Below are 17,695 nucleotides of genomic sequence, written 5' to 3'. Positions count from 1 at the left end.
CTTTAGCCCTTCATCACGTTGACGTCTTCAACGGCAATGGTGCCGCGGTTACGGAAGAAGCAAACCAGGATCGCAAGACCGATGGCGGCCTCAGCAGCGGCCACTGTCAGAACAAACAAAGTGAAGACCTGCCCGACCAGATCGCCGAGGAACGACGAGAAGGCCACGAGGTTGATGTTCACCGCGAGGAGCATCAGTTCGATGCTCATCAGCAGGATGATGATGTTCTTGCGGTTCAGAAAGAGCCCGAAGATGCCGATGACGAACAGCGTCGCCGCGACGGTTAGATAATGCTCAATTGTGATCATTGTCTCAAAGCCCCTGCCCCGGTTTCACGTCCTTGAGTTCCATTGCCTTGGCCGGGTCACGCATCATCTGGGCGACAACGTCCTGACGCTTCACGTCCTGGCGATGGCGCAGGGTCAGCACGATCGCACCGATCATGGCGACCAGCAGGATCAGGCCCGACAGCTGGAACAGAAGGAAGTATTGATCATAAAGGATGAGGCCAAGCGCCTCGGTGTTGTGTTTGTCAGCCGGGATCGGCTGCGCCAGCTGGCTACCTGCCGCCGGTGCGCTTTCCCATGCGCCAAACGCCATGACAAACTGCATGAGGATCACCAAACCGATCAGCAGAGCCAGCGGCATATAGCGCGCCATCTCGGCCTTCAGTTCAGCAAAGTCCACGTCCAGCATCATCACGACGAAGAGGAAGAGAACCGCAACGGCGCCGACGTAGACGATCACCAGCAGCATGGCGACAAATTCAGCGCCCAGCAGGACGAACAGCCCCGCAGAAGAAATAAATGCCAGGATCAGCCACAGCACCGAGTGAACTGGCTGACGGCTGATCACCGTAAACAGCCCGCCCGTAATGGCGCTGATGGCAAAGAGGTAAAAGGCAAAAACGGTCATGTTTCATCGTCCCCTTTGGCGTCCATGACTTCCTGCGCCAGCTCCAGCGCCCGGGTCATGGCCGGAATGCCGGCAAAGACCGACATCTGTCCGATCGTTTCCACGATCTCTTGTTTCTTCGCGCCCGCCTCAAGAGCGTGGCGCACGGTCTGGCGCACAGCGGTATCTGCCTGTGCCCCCTGCATTGTCAGCCCGGCCAACGTCAGCAGCAGCCGGGTCTTTGCGTCCAGCCCGTCCTTGTTGACGGTATTGCCGAACATCAGCTCCATGACGTCCTTGGGCATGGTCGGCCACAGGGCCTCAAATTCCTTGAATGCGCCAGAGGGCGAGAAGCTCTCCAGCGCCGGGTTCAAGGCCTTTGCCATGTCCTGTGCTTGGGCCATCATGGCCTCAAACGGGTTCTTGGCGTCACTCATCGGTACGGCGCATCCAGTTCCAGGTTGCGGGCGATTTCGGCTTCCCAACGTTCCCCGTTCGAAAGCAGCTTTTCCTTGTCGTAGAACAGCTCTTCGCGGGTCTCGGTGGCGAATTCAAAATTCGGGCCTTCGACGATGGCATCCACCGGGCACGCCTCTTGGCAGAAACCGCAATAAATGCACTTGGTCATGTCGATGTCGTACCGGGTGGTGCGACGCGAGCCATCTTCGCGGGGTTCCGCATCAATGGTGATCGCCTGTGCAGGACAGACCGCCTCGCAGAGTTTGCAGGCGATGCAGCGCTCTTCCCCGTTGGGGTAGCGGCGCAGCGCATGCTCACCACGGAAGCGCGGCGACAGCGGGCCCTTCTCGTGCGGATAGTTCACGGTGGCCTTGGGTGCGAAGAAATACTTCAGACCCAGTTTCATGCCAGCCCAGAAATCCTGAAGCAGGAAGTATTTGGCGGCGCGGGTATAGTCGAGGTTCGCCATGTATCAGCCTCCCACGGTCCAGCGGGCAAAGATGCCCCAGAACCATTCAAATTTTGCAGCAAAGGCCACGAACACCACCCAGGCCAGCGAGAACGGCAGGAAGACTTTCCAACCCAGACGCATCAGCTGGTCATAGCGGTAGCGGGGCGTGATCGCCTTTACCATCGCGAAGAGGAAGAAGAAGAACGCCATCTTGCCAACCATCCACAGAACGCCATCGGGCAGGAACGGGAACGGGGACAGCCAGCCGCCAAAGAACAGGAGAGACATCAGCGCACACATCAGGAAGATCGCGATGTATTCCCCCGCCATGAACAGCAGGAACGGCGTTGCAGAATATTCAACCTGGTAACCGGCAACCAGTTCGGATTCCGCTTCAGGAAGGTCGAACGGCGGGCGGTTGGTCTCGGCCAATGCCGAGATGAAGAACAGGAACACCATCGGGAAGTGCGGCAGCCAGTACCAGTTCAGCAGACCAAACTCGCCGTCCTGAGCGCGCACGATGTCGCCAAAGTTCATCGAACCTGTCGACAGGATCACACCGATGATGATCAGACCGATGGACACCTCGTAGGAAATCATCTGCGCCGCAGAGCGCAGGCTTCCGAGGAACGGGTATTTCGAGTTCGACGCCCAGCCCCCCATGATAACGCCGTAAACCTCAAGCGAGGAGACCGCGAAAACATAGAGAATTGCGACGTTGATGTCCGACAGAACCCAACCATCGTTGAAAGGGATAACTGCCCAGGCGATCATCGCCAGGACAAAGCTGGTCAGAGGCGCCAGAATGAACACCGCCCGGTCTGCACCGGCGGGGATCACCACCTCTTTCACAACATACTTGAGAGCGTCCGCCACCGACTGCAGCAGGCCGTAAACGCCCACGACGTTGGGGCCCCGACGCATCTGGACAGCGGCCCAGATTTTGCGGTCCCCGTAGACGAGGAACAGGAGCGAAATCATGACAAAGGCAACAACTGCAAGCACTTGCGCCAAAATCAGAACAGCGATGCCGCCTGGGGTGTTAAAGAATTCAGCCATAGGTCCTCACACCGTGGGTATTCCGTTAGCCTCGCAATCCGCGACCACGACTTCGGCGTCGATGGTGCGCAGTCCGCGCGGGAGGGAAGGCGAGATGGTGTAGACAGCATCTGCGGTCTGAACGCCACCCTCTTGTTTCATTTTTGTGCGCACATGACGTGCAAATCCGTATCCGCGGATCAGCGCATATTGCGCTGCTGCGCATTCAGCGTAGTTGTCCAGATCGGCACTGTTTCGCGCGCCGGTCATGGAAACGTGGAACTGCACCAGATCCCCCTCGAGAAGCCGCGTCGACACCCCCTGATAATCAGGGGAAAACGCCGCATCCGCGCTCTGTGGGGCCTGCACGCAGGCCACCAGCAGAAGGGGGGATATGATGGCTGTCCGGATCACTCCGCCGCGATCTTCTCGGCGCTGCGCGCCTTGGCGTTCGCGGACAGTTCGGCCATCAGCTGCGAGGACCGCGCAATCGGGTTGGTCAGATAGAAATCCTTCACTGCCGTGAGGAAGTCCGCCTTACCCATTGCATCCTGCGCAAGCGCTTCGCCGTCGTTTTCGATCACCTCGTCGATGCGCGCCAGATGCGGCACCTCGGCAATCAGGGCGCTGCGCAGCTGTGCCAGCGAGTCATAGCCAAGCTTTGCATCCAGCTCCGCAGACAGTGCCCGCAGGATCGCCCAGTTCTCTTTCGCTTCACCGGGGGCAAAGCTGGCACGCATGGCCAGCTGCGGACGACCTTCGGTATTCACGAAGAGACCGTTTTCCTCGGTGTAGGCCGCACCCGGCAGGATCACATCAGCACGATGTGCGCCGCGATCACCGTGGCTGCCTTGGTAAACCACAAAGGCACCTGCATCAATTTCGACCTCATCAGCACCAAGGTTGTAGATCACCTCGGCACCATCAATCGCCGCCGCAAGGCCACCCTCGGTGACGGCATTGATGTCCATTGCGCCCACGCGGGATGCCGCAGTGTGCAGGACCAGCATGTTGCCCAGCGATTGTGCCTTGGCGAGAACCGCAAGACCGTCAGCCTCGCGCAGGGCGCCCTGCCCCACGATTACCAACGCACCATCCGAAGCCGAAAGACCATCAAGCGCAGCGCGATCGGTTCCGACGTGATCATAGTCGTAGGTCAGATCAACAGCCTTGCCGACCAGCTTGACGTTTGCGCCCTTCAGCCATGCCTTGCGAATGCGGGCGTTCAGAACCGGTGCTTCGTCACGGGGGTTGGTGCCGATCAGGATGATCTCTTGCGCGGTGTCGATATCTTCGATCGCTGCGGACCCGACATAGCCTGCACGGTTGCCGATGGGCAGGCGTGCATTGTCGGTGCGGGCCTCAACCTTGCCACCCAGGCTTTCGATCAGCTGTTTCAGCGCAAATGCAGCCTCGACAGAAACAAGATCACCGATCAGACCAGCAACCTTCTTGCCCTTCATTGCCGAGGCAACAGCCTCAAGCGCTTCGGGCCATGTTGCGGGCTTCAGTTTGCCATCGACACGCACGTAAGGACGATCCAGGCGCTGGCGGCGCAGGCCGTCCCAGACAAAGCGGGTCTTGTCGCTGATCCATTCCTCGTTCACGCCGTCATGGTTGCGCGGCAGGATCCGCATCACTTCGCGGCCCTTGGTGTCAACACGGATGTTGGAGCCAAGCGCGTCCATCACGTCGATGGTTTCGGTCTTGGTCAGCTCCCACGGACGGGCGGTAAACGCATAAGGTTTGGAGGTCAGCGCGCCAACCGGGCAGAGGTCGATAATGTTGCCCTGAAGATTGCTGTCCAGGGTTTCATTCAGATAGCTGGTGATCTCTGAATCTTCACCACGCCCGGTCTGGCCCATCTGAGTGATGCCCGCGACTTCGGTGGTGAAACGAACGCAGCGCGTGCAGGAAATGCAGCGGGTCATTGCAGTGCCGACGAGCGGACCGAGATCGAGATCATCAACCGCACGCTTTGCTTCGCGGAAGCGCGAGAAATCGACGCCATAGGCCATCGCCTGATCCTGCAGGTCGCATTCGCCACCCTGGTCACAAATCGGGCAGTCAAGCGGGTGGTTGATGAGCAGGAACTCCATCACCCCTTCGCGCGCCTTTTTGACCATCGGAGAGTTGGTCTTGACCTGCGGGGCCTGACCTTCTGGACCGGGGCGAAGATCGCGCACCTGCATCGCGCAGGAGGCCGCAGGTTTCGGCGGACCGCCAACAACCTCAACCAGGCACATACGGCAGTTGCCCGCAATGGACAGGCGCTCGTGATAGCAGAAACGCGGGATTTCAACCCCTGCCTCTTCACACGCCTGGATCAGGGTCATCGCCCCATCCACCTCAATCTCGGTTCCGTCAATGTTGATCTTGCGGAGGTCAGACATGGTCTATTTCGCCCTCAGTAACACGCCGATCGCGCTGTTTTTCTTGATTTCCGCACGACCAAACGTACAGAATGTTTCCGTTTTCTCGTATGAGACCCCGTTTTGCGCCAGGAAGCGTTCTCCCTTGGCCCGCATCCGGGACTTTTCGGCGTCCGAGCTGATGTAGGCCCGGATTTCCGTATCGGTGTAGCCCAGCTGGTTGGCGCGCGCACGAAGGCGGCGCAATTCACCGAGGCCTTTGAAGAACCGCGCAGACAGAGAGTCGCAGTGATCCGCAACTTCCTTTGCCAGGGCGACCGCGAACAGCGGATCTTCGATTTCGGGCACGTCCCGCAGGGACGGCTTGGCAGTGGCAAGACCTGGCACCAGCACGAGGCTGGCAGCAATAGCGGCGATCAGTGTGTGCTTCATGGAACGCTCCTTGGAATTGGAGTGCCCACAACGACGCGACAGACCGGCGTTATGCAATAACACCGGTGCCAGCGCGCGGTTCGCTGCCACAGGATATGCCGCAGCCCCGATCACGGGGTGCAGGTTCCGCCATAAACGGCATCCCCGCCAGCCAGCGGCACGGCATCATCCGCATTCAGCGGATCCGCCTGCCAGGCAATCTTGGAGGTGCCATAGTTTTCGATGCAGTAGCGGACGCCCTCGTGATGGGCGGCAAGCCGGGCGCCTTCCAGCGAGCGGGTCGCATCGGACACCGCAACGGTGAACACCGCACGATCCGCTTTCTTGTCGACCGCTTTGGCCTTTGCCTTGAACGGCACGCCGCCATAAAGCGGGCGATTGTTCACCAGATCGGCACAGCCCGCCAGAGCCCCGGCACAAAGGCCGATCAAGGCAAAGGTTTTTGTTACGCCCAGCATCCTCAGCACCCCCGGCCTTATTCCGCCGCCATGGCGCCCATGCGCCCGGACTTCTGTGCTTTGATGCGGTCTTCGATTTCCTCGCGGAAGTTGCGGATCAGGCCCTGGATCGGCCATGCAGCCGCATCGCCAAGCGCGCAGATGGTGTGGCCTTCAACCTGTTTGGTCACATCCCAAAGCATGTCGATCTCTTCCAGCTCTGCCTCGCCCTTCACCAGACGGTCCATCACGCGCATCATCCAGCCGGTGCCTTCGCGACAAGGAGTGCACTGGCCGCAGCTTTCGTGTTTGTAGAACTTGGACAGACGCCAGATCGCCTTGATGATATCGGTCTGCTTGTCCATGACGATGACCGCCGCGGTGCCAAGGCCGGACCCCAGTTCGCCGCGCAGGTAGTCAAAGTCCATGATCGCATCGCGCATGTTCTCACCGCGGACACACGGCACGGAAGACCCACCGGGGATCACTGCCAGCAGGTTGTCCCAACCGCCACGGATGCCGCCGCAGTGTTTTTCGATCAGCTCTTCAAACGAGATGCTCATCGCCTCTTCGACAACACAGGGGTTGTTGACGTGGCCAGAGATCGCAAACAGCTTGGTGCCTGCGTTGTTCGGGCGGCCAAAGCCTGCAAACCAATCCGCACCTCGGCGCAGGATGGTCGGCACAACGGCGATCGATTCCACGTTGTTCACGGTGGTCGGACAGCCATAAAGACCCGCACCCGCCGGGAACGGCGGTTTCATGCGGGGCATGCCCTTTTTGCCTTCCAGGCTTTCGATCAGCGCGGTTTCTTCACCACAGATATACGCGCCTGCACCGTGATGCAGGAAAACGTCGAAATCCCAACCGGACCCCGCTGCGTTGCGACCCAGAAGACCGTTGTCATAGGCTTCATCAATCGCGGCCTGCAGGGCTTCACGCTCGCGGATGTATTCGCCGCGCAGATAGATGTAGCAGGTGTGCGCATTCATCGCGAAAGAAGCGATCAGCGCGCCCTCGATCAGCGTATGCGGATCGTGACGCATGATTTCGCGGTCTTTACAGGTGCCCGGCTCGGATTCGTCAGCGTTGATGACGAGATAAGAGGGACGACCGTCGCTCTCCTTGGGCATGAAGGACCACTTCAGACCCGTAGGGAAGCCCGCACCGCCGCGGCCGCGCAGACCAGAGTCTTTCATGGTCTGGATGATCCAGTCCCGCCCTTTTTCGATGAGGCCTGCGGTGCCATCCCAATGGCCGCGCTGTTTGGCGCCTGCCAGCGTGCGCTCATGCATCCCATAAAGGTTGGTAAAGATCCGGTCCTGGTCCTTCAGCATGTCTGCCTACCTTTGGCTGTCCTGGCGCATCCGCCAGAGTTGAAAAATGTTGACCCCTGCATAGATAAAGCCAGCAAGCGCGGCAAAATCGAACAGTAAAGCGTAGCGTCCGGCGAGCCCCAGAGCGGGGCCGATGAACAGCGTCACGGCAAGCCAGCCAAGCATGGTTGCAGCAATCACCAATGCGATGTGCCGTCCTTTTGCTGCCAGTGCCTTTTCGCGTTCTGCGCTCATTTGGTCCTGATGTCTGGCCCCTGCCCGCAATCAGGCAGAGGCGCTGTTGTTTCTTTAGTCGTCGTCGCCGTAGCGATCGTCTGCTTTTGCCTTCTTGGCGAATTCGGTCTCTTCACCGGAAGCGAGCTGTTTTGCCTGCTCGATCCAACCGTCACGCTCAATGCGGCCCTTGAACTTCAAACGGCTGTCGACCCAGGCGATCTCCGCCTCGCTCCACGCAGCAATCTGATCAAAGTGGAAAAAGCCCAGTTCGTTCAGCGTCTCTTCCAGCTTCGGGCCAACGCCCTTCAGCATCTTGAGATCATCTGCCTGACCGCCACGCGCCGCAGAGAGGGTCTCTGGCTCTTTCTCGGCAACAGCAGCTGCACCACCCTCGGGGGATGCGGGCTCTTGAACAGCGGATTTCTTGGGCTTTTCAGCAGCGGCCTTCTTGGCAGCAGCTGCCTGCTTGGCGGCCGGGACAGCCTGTTTCGGGGCTGGCGGCGGAGTGTCAGCGGTGTCGCGACCGGCAACCTTGCCATCCTTGCCAATCCACGGCGTCAGGATCGGAACCTCGGTCCCGTCGATCCGCTTGACGGTATCACCAATGTCCGCAGCCAGCTGGACCGAAGCGTTATATTGGGTCTTGCCGCTCTCATATTCGGTGAGCGAGGTCAGACCGGACTTCGGCTCTGCCGCATAACGGCCATTTTGCGGGCCGGGCAGCGGAACCTGGCCAGCCGCCAGATCGTCAAGCAGCTTGGCAAAGCCCTCAGCCGTCAGGTCTTCGTAGTAGTCTTTGCCGATCTGAGCCATCGGAGCGTTGGTGCAGGCACCAAGGCATTCGACCTCTTCCCAGGTGAACTTGCCGTCTGCCGACAGGGTGAACGGCTTGTTCGCGATCTTTTCCTTGCAGACAGCGATCAGGTCCTCGGCACCGCAGATCATGCAGGACGTGGTGCCGCAGATCTGAACATGTGCAACAGAGCCAGTCGGTTGCAGCTGGAACATGAAGTAGAAGGACGCAACCTCAAGCGCACGAATATAGGCCATGCCCAGCATGTCCGCGACATATTCGATTGCGGGCTTGGTCAGCCAGCCTTCCTGCTCCTGTGCGCGCCACAGCAGCGGAATGATCGCGCTGGCCTGGCGGCCTTCTGGGAACTTGGTGATCTGCGCTTCAGCCCAGGTCTGGTTCTCAGGCGTGAAGGCAAAGCTTTCGGGTTGTTCGGAATGCAGACGACGGAGCATTAGCGGTCAATCTCTCCAAATACGACGTCCATGGTGCCGATAATGGCAGCCACGTCGGCCAGTTGGTGTCCTTTGGCCACGTAGTCCATGGCTTGCAGGTGCAGGTAGCCCGGCGCGCGCAGCTTGGCGCGGTAGGGTTTGTTGGTGCCGTCGGCCACAAGATAGACGCCGAATTCGCCCTTGGGCGCTTCAACAGCGGCGTAAACTTCGCCAGCAGGCACGTGGAACCCTTCGGTGTAGAGCTTGAAGTGGTGGATCAGGCTCTCCATCGAGGTTTTCATGTCGCCGCGCTTGGGCGGGGTCAGCTTGCCACGGGCTAGAACATCACCCGGTGTTTCGCGCAGCTTGCCGATACACTGACGGATGATCGACAGCGACTGGCGCATCTCTTCCATGCGGACAAGATAGCGGTCGTAGCAGTCGCCGTTCTTGCCAACGGGGATCTGGAAATCAAATTCGTCATAGCACTCGTAAGGCTGCGAGCGACGCAGGTCCCATGCAAGGCCAGAGCCACGAACCATCACACCAGAGAAGCCGTAGTTCAGGATGTCCTCTTCAGTCACAACACCAATATCGGCGTTACGCTGTTTGAAAATCCGGTTTTCGGTCAGCAGACCATCGATGTCATCCATCACAGCCGGGAATGTATAGGTCCAGGCTTCGATGTCGTCGATCAGCGCGTCGGGCAGATCCTGGTGAACACCGCCGGGCCGGAAATAGGCCGCGTGCAGACGGGCACCGCAGGCGCGTTCGTAGAAGATCATCAGCTTCTCGCGCTCTTCAAAGCCCCACAGCGGCGGGGTCAGCGCGCCAACGTCCATCGCCTGCGTGGTCACGTTCAGCAGGTGATTGAGGATGCGGCCGATCTCCGAATAGAGAACGCGGATCAGCGAAGCGCGACGCGGAACTTCCACGCCGGTCAGCTTTTCGATGGCCAGACACCAGGCATGTTCCTGATTCATCGGCGCCACGTAATCGAGGCGGTCGAAATACGGCAGGTTCTGCAGGTACGTCCGGCTTTCCATCAGCTTTTCGGTGCCGCGGTGCAACAGGCCGATATGCGGGTCGCAGCGCTCAACGATTTCGCCGTCCAGCTCCAGCACCAGACGCAGAACGCCGTGTGCCGCAGGGTGTTGCGGGCCGAAGTTGATGTTGAAGTTACGGATCTTCTGTTCGCCGGTCAGGGCGTCGTCCATTTTGGAGCCGTCCATTACTTCGCCCCCTCTTTCTCGTCGCCGGGCAGGATGTATTCGGCACCCTCCCACGGGCTCATGAAGTCAAACTGGCGGTACTCCTGAACCAGGCTCACCGGTTCGTAGACAACGCGCTTTTGCGCCTCGTCGTAACGGACCTCGGTGTAACCGGTGGTCGGGAAATCCTTGCGCAGCGGATAGCCACGGAAACCATAGTCGGTCAGGATGCGGCGCAGGTCCGGGTGGCCGGTGAACAGGATGCCGAACATGTCGAACACCTCCCGCTCAAACCAGTTGGCGGAGGGGTGCACATCCACGATCGACGGAACCATCTCATCCTCACGGATCGACACCCGCAGGCGGATCCGCTGGTTCTGGTACATGGACAGGAAGTGGTAGACCACATCAAAGCGCTTGGCGCGCTCGGGGTAGTCAACCGCGGTCACATCCACCAGAGAAGAGAATTTGCAGGTAGGGTCGTTCTTGAGGAACTCAACAAACCCGGCGATGTTTGCCGGGGCAACGTCGACGTTCAGCTCGTCAAAGGTCACATCCCAGCCGATCACACAGTCAGGACGTTTCGCTTCGATCTGGGCGCCGAGTTCTTTCAGGGCTTCAGTCATTTTCGTCTCTCCAACCAAAGCCACTTAGCGCACGAGCGTGCCGGTGCGGCGGATTTTGCGCTGCAGCTGCATCAGACCGTAAAGCAGAGCTTCTGCCGTCGGAGGGCAGCCCGGCACGTAAACATCAACCGGCACAACACGGTCACAGCCGCGAACCACCGAATAGCTGTAGTGGTAGTAGCCACCGCCGTTCGCACAGGAGCCCATCGAGATCACATAGCGTGGCTCGGGCATCTGGTCGTAAACCTTGCGCAACGCAGGAGCCATCTTGTTGGTCAGCGTCCCGGCCACAATCATCACGTCCGATTGACGCGGAGAGGCGCGGGGGGCGATGCCGAACCGCTCGGCGTCGTAGCGCGGCATGGAGGTGTGCATCATCTCAACCGCGCAGCACGCCAGACCAAAGGTCATCCAGTGCAGCGAGCCGGTGCGGGCCCAGTTGATGATGTCCTCGGCAGAGGTCAGAAGAAACCCCTTATCCTGAAGCTCAGCGTTCAGGGCCTGAGTGACCATTTCCTTGTCGACACCTGCGGTGTTGGCTCCGGTCATCACTCCCATTCCAGGGCCCCTTTCTTCCATTCATAGGCAAAACCGATGGTCAGGACTGCGAGGAACACCATCATCGACCAGAAGCCCGCATCACTGATGTCCTTGAAGCCGACGGCCCAGGGGAACAGGAATGCAATTTCCAAGTCAAAAATGATGAACAGAATCGACACGAGGTAAAAACGTACGTCGAATTTCATACGCGCGTCATCGAATGCGTTGAAACCGCATTCATAAGCACTGACCTTTTCGGGGTCCGGATTGCGGACGGCAAGTACAACTGCCGCCAAAATAAGAACAATTCCAAGCCCGACCGCTACGGCCAGAAACACCAGAATCGGGAGGTATTCCCGCAACATCTCTTCCACGAGTGGCTCCTTTCCGTGCGCGCGGATTCCTGCGCGCCGTCAATTGGCGTGTTGACTTGGGGCAGTGTCTACTCCCCTGCCCTCTCACCGTCAACCAAGGCATCGTTAATGGATGAACCTTCTGTAACCGACGCGGCAGAACAACATCACGCCCTTTAAACCCTATTGTTTTCATAGGATAAGGCGCGCCCGGTCAAAGGCACGCCTTGGTGAATGAAATGCGACAATAACGCCGCTTTTAACGCTGCCAGCTGGGTTTTTCCTTTGCAAAGAAGGCCGCGATGCCTTCTGGCGCTTCGCTGCCCTCCCAACGTTCGACCAATGCCGCAATTGTGTGATCAATGACCGCATCGTCGATTTTCGGCCCCAGATCCCGCACAAGAGCCTTTGCAGCCCCCACTGCTTCGGGTGCGCAGCTCAGATATGGGACAACTTCGGCCTCGATTGCGGCCTCCAAATCAGCAGCAGGGACGGCTTTTGCGAGAATCCCCAGCTCCACCGCCTCCGGAGCATCAAACAGGCGCGCAGACATAAAGACGCGCCGCGCGCGCGCTTCGCCCATCCGCGCAACGACATAGGGGCCGATGGTTGCGGGAATCAGGCCAAGCCGAGTTTCGGTCAGCCCCATCTTGATGTGGTCCGCGCCGATGGCGACATCACACACGGAGGCCATTCCGACACCACCACCAAAAGCGTTACCCTGAATCGCTCCGATCACGGGTTGAGGAAGCGTGTTGATCGCCATCAACATCTCTGCCAGCACGCGGGCTTCCCGCGCGCGCGTTTCAGCGTCCGCAGTCATCTGCGCCTGCATCCATCCCAGATCACCACCTGCGCAGAAACTCTTGCCAGCGCCGGTCAGCACAACCACACGGACCGACCTGTCCGCCGCCAGCGTCGCTGCGGCCGCCTTCAGCTCCTGCAGCATCTCGCCCGACATGGCATTGTGTTTTTCCGGTCGGTTCAACATCAGCGTTGCAACGCCGCGGTCATCCCGAGACAGGGTGAGTGTGTTGTACATCCATATGCCTTTCAAAAGATCCTGTGCGCCGCCGGTTGTTTTCCGGCGGCATCATCAGATTTGGACTGCAATGCGCCGCTGGCTCAGCCCCGCATGGCCCGTGCCATTTCGGCAGCATCAGACAGCACCTCTGCGTCCAGCCCCGTCTCATAGCCAAGGCGCGTCAGATGCTCATGCACGGCTTCGGTTGCCACATTGCCTGCCGCACCGGGCGCATAAGGGCATCCGCCCAAACCGCCAACAGCCGCATCAAACACCCGCACCCCAAGCGACAGCGACGCATCGATGTTGTCAATCGCCCGCCCTGCCGTGTCATGATAGTGACCCGCAAGGCGACTGACCGGCACCCGGTCACGCACCGCAAGCAGCATTCGCGCGATCGAATCGGGCGTCGCCTGGCCGATGGTGTCGCCGAGCGAAATCTCATAGCAGCCCATCGAAAACAGCCGGTCGGCAAGATCGGCAACAGCGCCCGGGTCTGTGGGGCCGTCAAACGGACACTCGACGACGCAGGAAATATAGCCCCGCACAGGCAGGTCGATGTGGCGGGCGGCCTCAATGATCGGGGTGAACCGTTCGATGGATTCGGCCACGCTGGCATTGATGTTGGCTTGGGAAAACCCTTCGGAGGCAGAGGCAAAAATCGCGATTTCATCAGCCTTGGCCGCCAGCGCGTCCTCATAGCCGCGCATGTTGGGTGTCAGTGCAGCATAGCGCACATCGCTCCCCCGGTTGATCCCGGCGAGCACATCCGCAGAGCCAGCCATTTGGGGAACCCACTTGGGAGACACAAAGCTCGCGACTTCAATGCGCCGGAACCCCGCCTGCGTAAGACGGTCAACCAGCGCCACTTTCTCGGCGACAGGTATATCCCGCTTTTCATTTTGCAGTCCGTCTCTCGGTCCGACTTCGAAAATCTCGACACTTTCACTCACAGGCTATCCTCCCAAGCTCAATGCACAAATCAACTGGCCCTTCGGGCCGTGCAGCGCGGGCACGGCCAAAGCCGCACCCATGCCAGCGATTTAGCTGTCCGCCTCTTCCAGACGAACCAGGGCTGCACCCGCTTCGACCTGATCACCAGCCGCGGCCAGCACCTCGGCCACAACGCCATCGCGCGCCGCCAAGAGTGAGTGTTCCATTTTCATCGCCTCAAGGATAGCCAATCGTTCACCTTCTTTGACGCTCTGCCCCGCTTCGGCAAAAACCGCCTTGACCAATCCCGGCATCGGGGCCTCGATCACGTTCTGGTCCCCTCCCGCTGCCGAGGCACGTTCAAGCGGGTCAACCACCTCGAACTGCAGGCCATAGCCATCAAATACGGTAATCGTGTTTCCGGACTGCGACATGGCCGGGAGACGATCGCCCCCCAGAACCCAGCCGCCACCGATCCGGTTCGCGCAGACCTGAGCGTCAGGATCCTCGGGGAATTCCCAAAGCTGTCGATCCGGCCCGTCAACTTCGACCATCGCCTCAAAGGGCTCCCCCTGATAGCTGAGGTGCACGGAACGGCGCATGTCGGACCAGAGAGTAAAGCCCGTCTCCCAGCTGCCATTGATCAGCCCAAGCGCCTGCATGGCTGCTGCGGCCTTGTGTTCCGGCTTGACCTCAGGCGCCTTGACCAGCTGCTCAAGATCCCGCGCGATCAGCCCGGTGTCGACCTCTCCCGCTGCAAACCCCTCATGTGCGGCCAGCGCACCAAGGAAAGCCAGGTTTGTCACCGTGCCGCCCACTTCCGTCTCGGCCAGGGCCTGCGACAGGCGGGACAGGGCAATGGCGCGGGTGGGTCCATGCACGATGACCTTAGAGATCATCGGATCGTACCACGGGCTGATCGTGTCGCCAGCCCGCACGCCACTGTCCGCGCGGCAGCTTTCGGGGAAGGACAGATGAGTCAGGGTGCCGGTCGCAGGCAGGAACCCCTTGGGCACGTCTTCTGCATAAAGCCGGGCTTCAAACGCGTGGCCCGTGATGGAGAGATCGTCCTGCTGGGCAGGCAGGCTCTCGCCCGAGGCCACACGCAGCTGCCATTCCACCAGATCGACACCGGTGATGAGTTCGGTGACGGGGTGTTCGACCTGCAGTCGGGTGTTCATTTCCATGAACCAGAACCCGTCGGTGCGCAGCCCGTCAGATCCATCGACGATGAACTCCACCGTGCCTGCGCCCTTATAGCCGATCGCCTCGGCCGCGCGCACGCCGGCCTGCCCCATCGCTTCGCGCATTTCCGGGGTCATGCCGGGTGCGGGCGCCTCCTCAATCACCTTCTGGTGGCGGCGCTGCAGTGAACAGTCCCGCTCAAACAGATGCACCGCGTGGGTTCCGTCACCAAAGACCTGCACCTCAATGTGGCGCGGTTGCTGGATGTATTTTTCGATCAAGACGTCCGGGTTGCCAAAGGCAGTGGTGGCCTCGCCCTGTGCGCTCTTCAGTGCTTCGGCAAAGTCACCAGCAGCCTCGACCAGCCGCATCCCCTTGCCGCCACCACCGGCAACAGCCTTGATGAGAACAGGATAGCCGATCTGATCCGCTTGTTCCTGCAGGAACCCTGCATCCTGATTGGTGCCGTGGTAGCCCGGTACGACCGGAACACCCGCCTCCTCCATCAATACCTTGGCCGCGTCCTTCAGCCCCATTTTTCGGATCGCATCAGCGGACGGGCCAATAAAGGTGAGGCCAGCGGCCTCAACGGCATCAACAAAGTCCGGGTTTTCCGAAAGAAAGCCATAGCCCGGATGGATCGCCTGAGCCCCTGTCGATTGGGCAATTGCGATAATCTCATCCCCAAGGAGGTAGCTGTCAGCAGGCGCAGGGCCAGTACCGATATGGCAGGCCTCATCCGCCATGGCGACATGCTTTGCGCCACGATCTGCGTCGGAATAGACGGCAACCGTTTTCACGCCCATGGCGCGGGCGGTTTCCATCACGCGGCAGGCGATCTCGCCGCGGTTTGCGATCAGAATCTTGTCAAACATCTTTGTGGTCTCCGAAATCACGGACCAGACGAAAGGTCTCAACCATCATCGGTGCGTTCTGGTGAAAGCGGCCCGCGCGGGTCATGTAGGCTTGATACCCGGCTCGCCAGTGCTCCAAATCTTTGAATTCCCCCTGCCGCGGAACCATCTCTGCCGTCACATCGCAAAAGCGGATCTTTTCCACTTTTTCCGTCTGTGTGGCGCAGGCGGCGGTTCCGTCCCAGCTCAAGACGATATCCACGCGCCCCACCTCGGGGAGGCTCTCCAAACCATCGTCAAAGACCGACCAGGCTTCGCAGCTGACGGTCTTGGCCCCCGACCGGATCAGGCCGATGATTTCGGCGTTCAATGCCGGTGAATCGCCGGGGCGATAGCTTTGCGCGCCGGGAAACTCTGCGATGGCTTCAGCAAGGGAGGTCATTTTTGCCTCACATCCGGAACACGCCAAAGCGTGTATCTTCGATCGGCGCATTCAGGGCAGCGCTCAGGGACAGGGCCAGCACGTCGCGCGATTTGCGCGGGTCGATGATGCCGTCGTCCCAGAGCCGTGCGGAAGCATAAAGCGGATGGCTCTGCTCTTCGAACATGTCGATCGTGGGCTGCTTGAACGCCGCTTCTTCGTCAGCGCTCCAGCTGCCGCCCTGGCGTTCGATGGCATCACGTTTCACCGTTGCCAGCACGCCTGCGGCCTGCTCGCCACCCATCACCGAAATGCGGGAGTTCGGCCAGGTCCACAGGAAGCGCGGCGAGTAGGCCCGCCCCGACATGCCGTAGTTACCGGCCCCGAACGAGCCGCCGACCAGCATCGTCACTTTCGGCACATTGGTGGTCGCCACCGCCGTCACCATCTTGGCGCCGTGGCGGGCGATGCCCTCGTTTTCGTATTTGCGGCCAACCATGAAGCCGGTGATGTTCTGCAGGAACACCAGCGGGATCTTGCGCTGGCTGCACAGTTCGACGAAATGCGCGCCTTTCTGGGCAGCTTCCGAGAACAGCACCCCGTTGTTGGCGATAATCCCAACCGGGCAGCCTTTCACATGGGCAAAGCCGGTCACCAGGGTCTCGCCAAAGCGCGGCTTGAACTCGTCAAAGCGGGAGCCGTCGACCAGACGCGCGATCACCTCGCGAATGTCATAAGGCGTGCGTAGGTCGCCGGGCACCACGCCGAGGATTTCCTCAGGATCGTAGGCAGGCTCTTCCGGGCTGGCCCAGTTCACCGTCAGAGGCTTGGTGATGTTCAGCGACTGCACTGCACGGCGCGCCAGCGCCAGCGCGTGGGCATCATCCTCGGCCAGGTAATCGGCCACGCCGGACAGGCGCGTATGCACATCGCCGCCGCCCAGGTCTTCGGCACTGACAACCTCGCCCGTTGCGGCCTTTACCAGCGGCGGGCCCGCCAGGAAGATGGTGCCCTGCTCCTTCACGATGATGGTGACGTCCGACATCGCCGGCACATAAGCACCGCCCGCAGTGCAAGAGCCCATGACAACAGCAATCTGTGGAATGCCCTTAGCCGACATGCGCGCCTGGTTGTAGAAGATGCGCCCGAAATGATCGCGGTCGGGGAAGACCTCATCCTGGTTGGGCAGGTTGGCACCGCCCGAGTCGACCAGATAGATGCAGGGGAGACGGTTTTCCTCGGCGATCTCCTGCGCGCGCAGGTGTTTCTTGACCGTCATCGGGTAATAGGTGCCGCCCTTCACGGTGGCGTCGTTGCAGACCACCATGACCTCTTGCCCATGCACCCGGCCGATGCCTGCGATCACGCCCGCTGCGGGTGCAGCACCGTCATACATATTATGTGCGGCCGTCGCGCCGATCTCCAGAAACGGAGAGCCGGGATCAAGGAGGTTCGCCACCCGGCGGCGCGGCAGCATCTTGCCGCGGCTTTCGTGCCGCGCGCGGGATTTCTCGCCGCCGCCCATGCGCGCAGCCTCAGCCGCCTCGCTGATCTGCGCCAGCGCGTCCATATGCGCCGCGCGGTTCTGTTTGAAACCTTCGGAGGAAGGCATCGCCTTGGATGTGAGTTTCATGTCCACTCTCCCGTTGTAGGGGTTAGGCTGTGTCCCGTTATACGGGAAATTT

Annotated in this window: 21 protein-coding genes; all 21 read right to left on the bottom strand. The window is 60.2% G+C overall.

Annotation, left to right across the window (positions count from 1 at the left end):
* Nucleotides 1–2: 2 nt before the first annotated feature.
* Nucleotides 3–308 (bottom strand): NADH-quinone oxidoreductase subunit NuoK, encoded by a 306-nt coding sequence (nuoK, locus tag NIT7645_RS04005; RefSeq protein WP_008560402.1) that lies wholly within the window; start codon nt 306–308, stop codon nt 3–5.
* Nucleotides 309–312: 4 nt separating this feature from the next.
* Nucleotides 313–915: an NADH-quinone oxidoreductase subunit J gene (locus NIT7645_RS04000; RefSeq protein WP_008561140.1), complete on the bottom strand. Its 603-nt coding sequence runs from the start codon at nt 913–915 to the stop codon at nt 313–315.
* The gene (locus NIT7645_RS03995) at nt 912–1,331 is read right to left on the bottom strand and encodes a carboxymuconolactone decarboxylase family protein (protein WP_008560179.1); all 420 of its coding nucleotides are present in this window, start codon (nt 1,329–1,331) and stop codon (nt 912–914) included. Before NIT7645_RS03995 ends, NIT7645_RS04000 begins: the two co-directional genes overlap by 4 nt.
* Entirely contained in the window at nt 1,328–1,822 is a 495-nt protein-coding gene (nuoI, locus tag NIT7645_RS03990) for an NADH-quinone oxidoreductase subunit NuoI (protein WP_008560865.1), read from the bottom strand. The genes NIT7645_RS03995 and nuoI overlap by 4 nt, the downstream gene beginning before the upstream one ends.
* A 3-nt stretch (nt 1,823–1,825) precedes the next feature.
* Entirely contained in the window at nt 1,826–2,863 is a 1,038-nt protein-coding gene (gene nuoH, locus NIT7645_RS03985; RefSeq protein WP_008559463.1) for an NADH-quinone oxidoreductase subunit NuoH, read from the bottom strand.
* Nucleotides 2,864–2,869: 6 nt separating this feature from the next.
* Nucleotides 2,870–3,256 carry a YNQ4 family lipoprotein gene (locus NIT7645_RS03980; protein WP_008559941.1) on the bottom strand — a complete coding sequence of 129 codons (387 nt, stop codon included), beginning with the start codon at nt 3,254–3,256 and terminating at the stop codon, nt 2,870–2,872.
* Nucleotides 3,253–5,235: an NADH-quinone oxidoreductase subunit NuoG gene (nuoG, locus tag NIT7645_RS03975; protein ID WP_050686204.1), complete on the bottom strand. Its 1,983-nt coding sequence runs from the start codon at nt 5,233–5,235 to the stop codon at nt 3,253–3,255. The genes NIT7645_RS03980 and nuoG overlap by 4 nt, the downstream gene beginning before the upstream one ends.
* A 3-nt stretch (nt 5,236–5,238) precedes the next feature.
* Nucleotides 5,239–5,646, bottom strand: coding sequence for a DUF5333 domain-containing protein (locus NIT7645_RS03970; RefSeq protein WP_008559744.1), 408 nt, complete (start codon nt 5,644–5,646; stop codon nt 5,239–5,241).
* 110 nt (nt 5,647–5,756) lie between these two features.
* Entirely contained in the window at nt 5,757–6,104 is a 348-nt protein-coding gene (locus NIT7645_RS03965) for a hypothetical protein (protein WP_037302484.1), read from the bottom strand.
* Between the two features lie 17 nt (nt 6,105–6,121).
* Nucleotides 6,122–7,420, bottom strand: a complete 1,299-nt coding sequence (nuoF, locus tag NIT7645_RS03960) for an NADH-quinone oxidoreductase subunit NuoF (RefSeq protein ID WP_008560710.1) — start codon at nt 7,418–7,420, stop codon at nt 6,122–6,124.
* Nucleotides 7,421–7,426: 6 nt separating this feature from the next.
* Complete coding sequence (locus NIT7645_RS03955; RefSeq protein ID WP_008560333.1) at nt 7,427–7,654, bottom strand: DUF5337 domain-containing protein; 228 nt, start codon at nt 7,652–7,654, stop codon at nt 7,427–7,429.
* A gap of 54 nt (nt 7,655–7,708) precedes the next feature.
* The gene (locus tag NIT7645_RS03950) at nt 7,709–8,884 is read right to left on the bottom strand and encodes an NADH-quinone oxidoreductase subunit E (protein ID WP_008559335.1); all 1,176 of its coding nucleotides are present in this window, start codon (nt 8,882–8,884) and stop codon (nt 7,709–7,711) included.
* A complete protein-coding gene (locus tag NIT7645_RS03945) occupies nt 8,884–10,095 on the bottom strand; it encodes an NADH-quinone oxidoreductase subunit D (RefSeq protein WP_008560945.1) in 1,212 nt (403 codons plus the stop codon). Before NIT7645_RS03945 ends, NIT7645_RS03950 begins: the two co-directional genes overlap by 1 nt.
* Complete coding sequence (locus NIT7645_RS03940; protein WP_008560772.1) at nt 10,095–10,700, bottom strand: NADH-quinone oxidoreductase subunit C; 606 nt, start codon at nt 10,698–10,700, stop codon at nt 10,095–10,097. Before NIT7645_RS03940 ends, NIT7645_RS03945 begins: the two co-directional genes overlap by 1 nt.
* Nucleotides 10,701–10,724: 24 nt before the next feature.
* A complete protein-coding gene (locus NIT7645_RS03935; RefSeq protein ID WP_008561963.1) occupies nt 10,725–11,258 on the bottom strand; it encodes a NuoB/complex I 20 kDa subunit family protein in 534 nt (177 codons plus the stop codon).
* Complete coding sequence (locus NIT7645_RS03930; RefSeq protein ID WP_008561912.1) at nt 11,249–11,614, bottom strand: NADH-quinone oxidoreductase subunit A; 366 nt, start codon at nt 11,612–11,614, stop codon at nt 11,249–11,251. Before NIT7645_RS03930 ends, NIT7645_RS03935 begins: the two co-directional genes overlap by 10 nt.
* Nucleotides 11,615–11,852: 238 nt before the next feature.
* A complete protein-coding gene (locus NIT7645_RS03925) occupies nt 11,853–12,635 on the bottom strand; it encodes a crotonase/enoyl-CoA hydratase family protein (RefSeq protein WP_008563086.1) in 783 nt (260 codons plus the stop codon).
* 83 nt (nt 12,636–12,718) lie between these two features.
* Nucleotides 12,719–13,570: a hydroxymethylglutaryl-CoA lyase gene (locus tag NIT7645_RS03920; RefSeq protein ID WP_037302485.1), complete on the bottom strand. Its 852-nt coding sequence runs from the start codon at nt 13,568–13,570 to the stop codon at nt 12,719–12,721.
* 90 nt (nt 13,571–13,660) lie between these two features.
* A complete protein-coding gene (locus tag NIT7645_RS03915; RefSeq protein ID WP_008563263.1) occupies nt 13,661–15,610 on the bottom strand; it encodes an acetyl/propionyl/methylcrotonyl-CoA carboxylase subunit alpha in 1,950 nt (649 codons plus the stop codon).
* Nucleotides 15,603–16,031, bottom strand: coding sequence for an ASCH domain-containing protein (locus NIT7645_RS03910; protein ID WP_008560355.1), 429 nt, complete (start codon nt 16,029–16,031; stop codon nt 15,603–15,605). Before NIT7645_RS03910 ends, NIT7645_RS03915 begins: the two co-directional genes overlap by 8 nt.
* Nucleotides 16,032–16,038: 7 nt before the next feature.
* Nucleotides 16,039–17,643 (bottom strand): carboxyl transferase domain-containing protein, encoded by a 1,605-nt coding sequence (locus NIT7645_RS03905; protein WP_050686202.1) that lies wholly within the window; start codon nt 17,641–17,643, stop codon nt 16,039–16,041.
* Nucleotides 17,644–17,695: the final 52 nt, after the last annotated feature.

It is taken from the genome of Phaeobacter italicus (genome assembly GCF_001258055.1).
In the GTDB taxonomy this organism is placed as follows: domain Bacteria; phylum Pseudomonadota; class Alphaproteobacteria; order Rhodobacterales; family Rhodobacteraceae; genus Phaeobacter; species Phaeobacter italicus.
The sequence above is the reverse complement of the archived record's forward strand: the minus strand, read 5'-3'. Positions and strand labels throughout refer to the sequence as shown.

Coding starts and splice junctions, on each gene's coding strand:
- nuoK (WP_008560402.1), bottom strand. CDS start 308: ATGATCACAATTGAGCATTATCTAACCGTCGCGGCGACGCTGTTCGTC.
- NIT7645_RS04000 (WP_008561140.1), bottom strand. CDS start 915: ATGACCGTTTTTGCCTTTTACCTCTTTGCCATCAGCGCCATTACGGGC.
- NIT7645_RS03995 (WP_008560179.1), bottom strand. CDS start 1,331: ATGAGTGACGCCAAGAACCCGTTTGAGGCCATGATGGCCCAAGCACAG.
- nuoI (WP_008560865.1), bottom strand. CDS start 1,822: ATGGCGAACCTCGACTATACCCGCGCCGCCAAATACTTCCTGCTTCAG.
- nuoH (WP_008559463.1), bottom strand. CDS start 2,863: ATGGCTGAATTCTTTAACACCCCAGGCGGCATCGCTGTTCTGATTTTG.
- nuoG (WP_050686204.1), bottom strand. CDS start 5,235: ATGTCTGACCTCCGCAAGATCAACATTGACGGAACCGAGATTGAGGTG.
- NIT7645_RS03970 (WP_008559744.1), bottom strand. CDS start 5,646: ATGAAGCACACACTGATCGCCGCTATTGCTGCCAGCCTCGTGCTGGTG.
- NIT7645_RS03965 (WP_037302484.1), bottom strand. CDS start 6,104: ATGCTGGGCGTAACAAAAACCTTTGCCTTGATCGGCCTTTGTGCCGGG.
- nuoF (WP_008560710.1), bottom strand. CDS start 7,420: ATGCTGAAGGACCAGGACCGGATCTTTACCAACCTTTATGGGATGCAT.
- NIT7645_RS03955 (WP_008560333.1), bottom strand. CDS start 7,654: ATGAGCGCAGAACGCGAAAAGGCACTGGCAGCAAAAGGACGGCACATC.
- NIT7645_RS03950 (WP_008559335.1), bottom strand. CDS start 8,884: ATGCTCCGTCGTCTGCATTCCGAACAACCCGAAAGCTTTGCCTTCACG.
- NIT7645_RS03945 (WP_008560945.1), bottom strand. CDS start 10,095: ATGGACGGCTCCAAAATGGACGACGCCCTGACCGGCGAACAGAAGATC.
- NIT7645_RS03940 (WP_008560772.1), bottom strand. CDS start 10,700: ATGACTGAAGCCCTGAAAGAACTCGGCGCCCAGATCGAAGCGAAACGT.
- NIT7645_RS03935 (WP_008561963.1), bottom strand. CDS start 11,258: ATGGGAGTGATGACCGGAGCCAACACCGCAGGTGTCGACAAGGAAATG.
- NIT7645_RS03925 (WP_008563086.1), bottom strand. CDS start 12,635: ATGTACAACACACTCACCCTGTCTCGGGATGACCGCGGCGTTGCAACG.
- NIT7645_RS03915 (WP_008563263.1), bottom strand. CDS start 15,610: ATGTTTGACAAGATTCTGATCGCAAACCGCGGCGAGATCGCCTGCCGC.
- NIT7645_RS03910 (WP_008560355.1), bottom strand. CDS start 16,031: ATGACCTCCCTTGCTGAAGCCATCGCAGAGTTTCCCGGCGCGCAAAGC.
- NIT7645_RS03905 (WP_050686202.1), bottom strand. CDS start 17,643: ATGAAACTCACATCCAAGGCGATGCCTTCCTCCGAAGGTTTCAAACAG.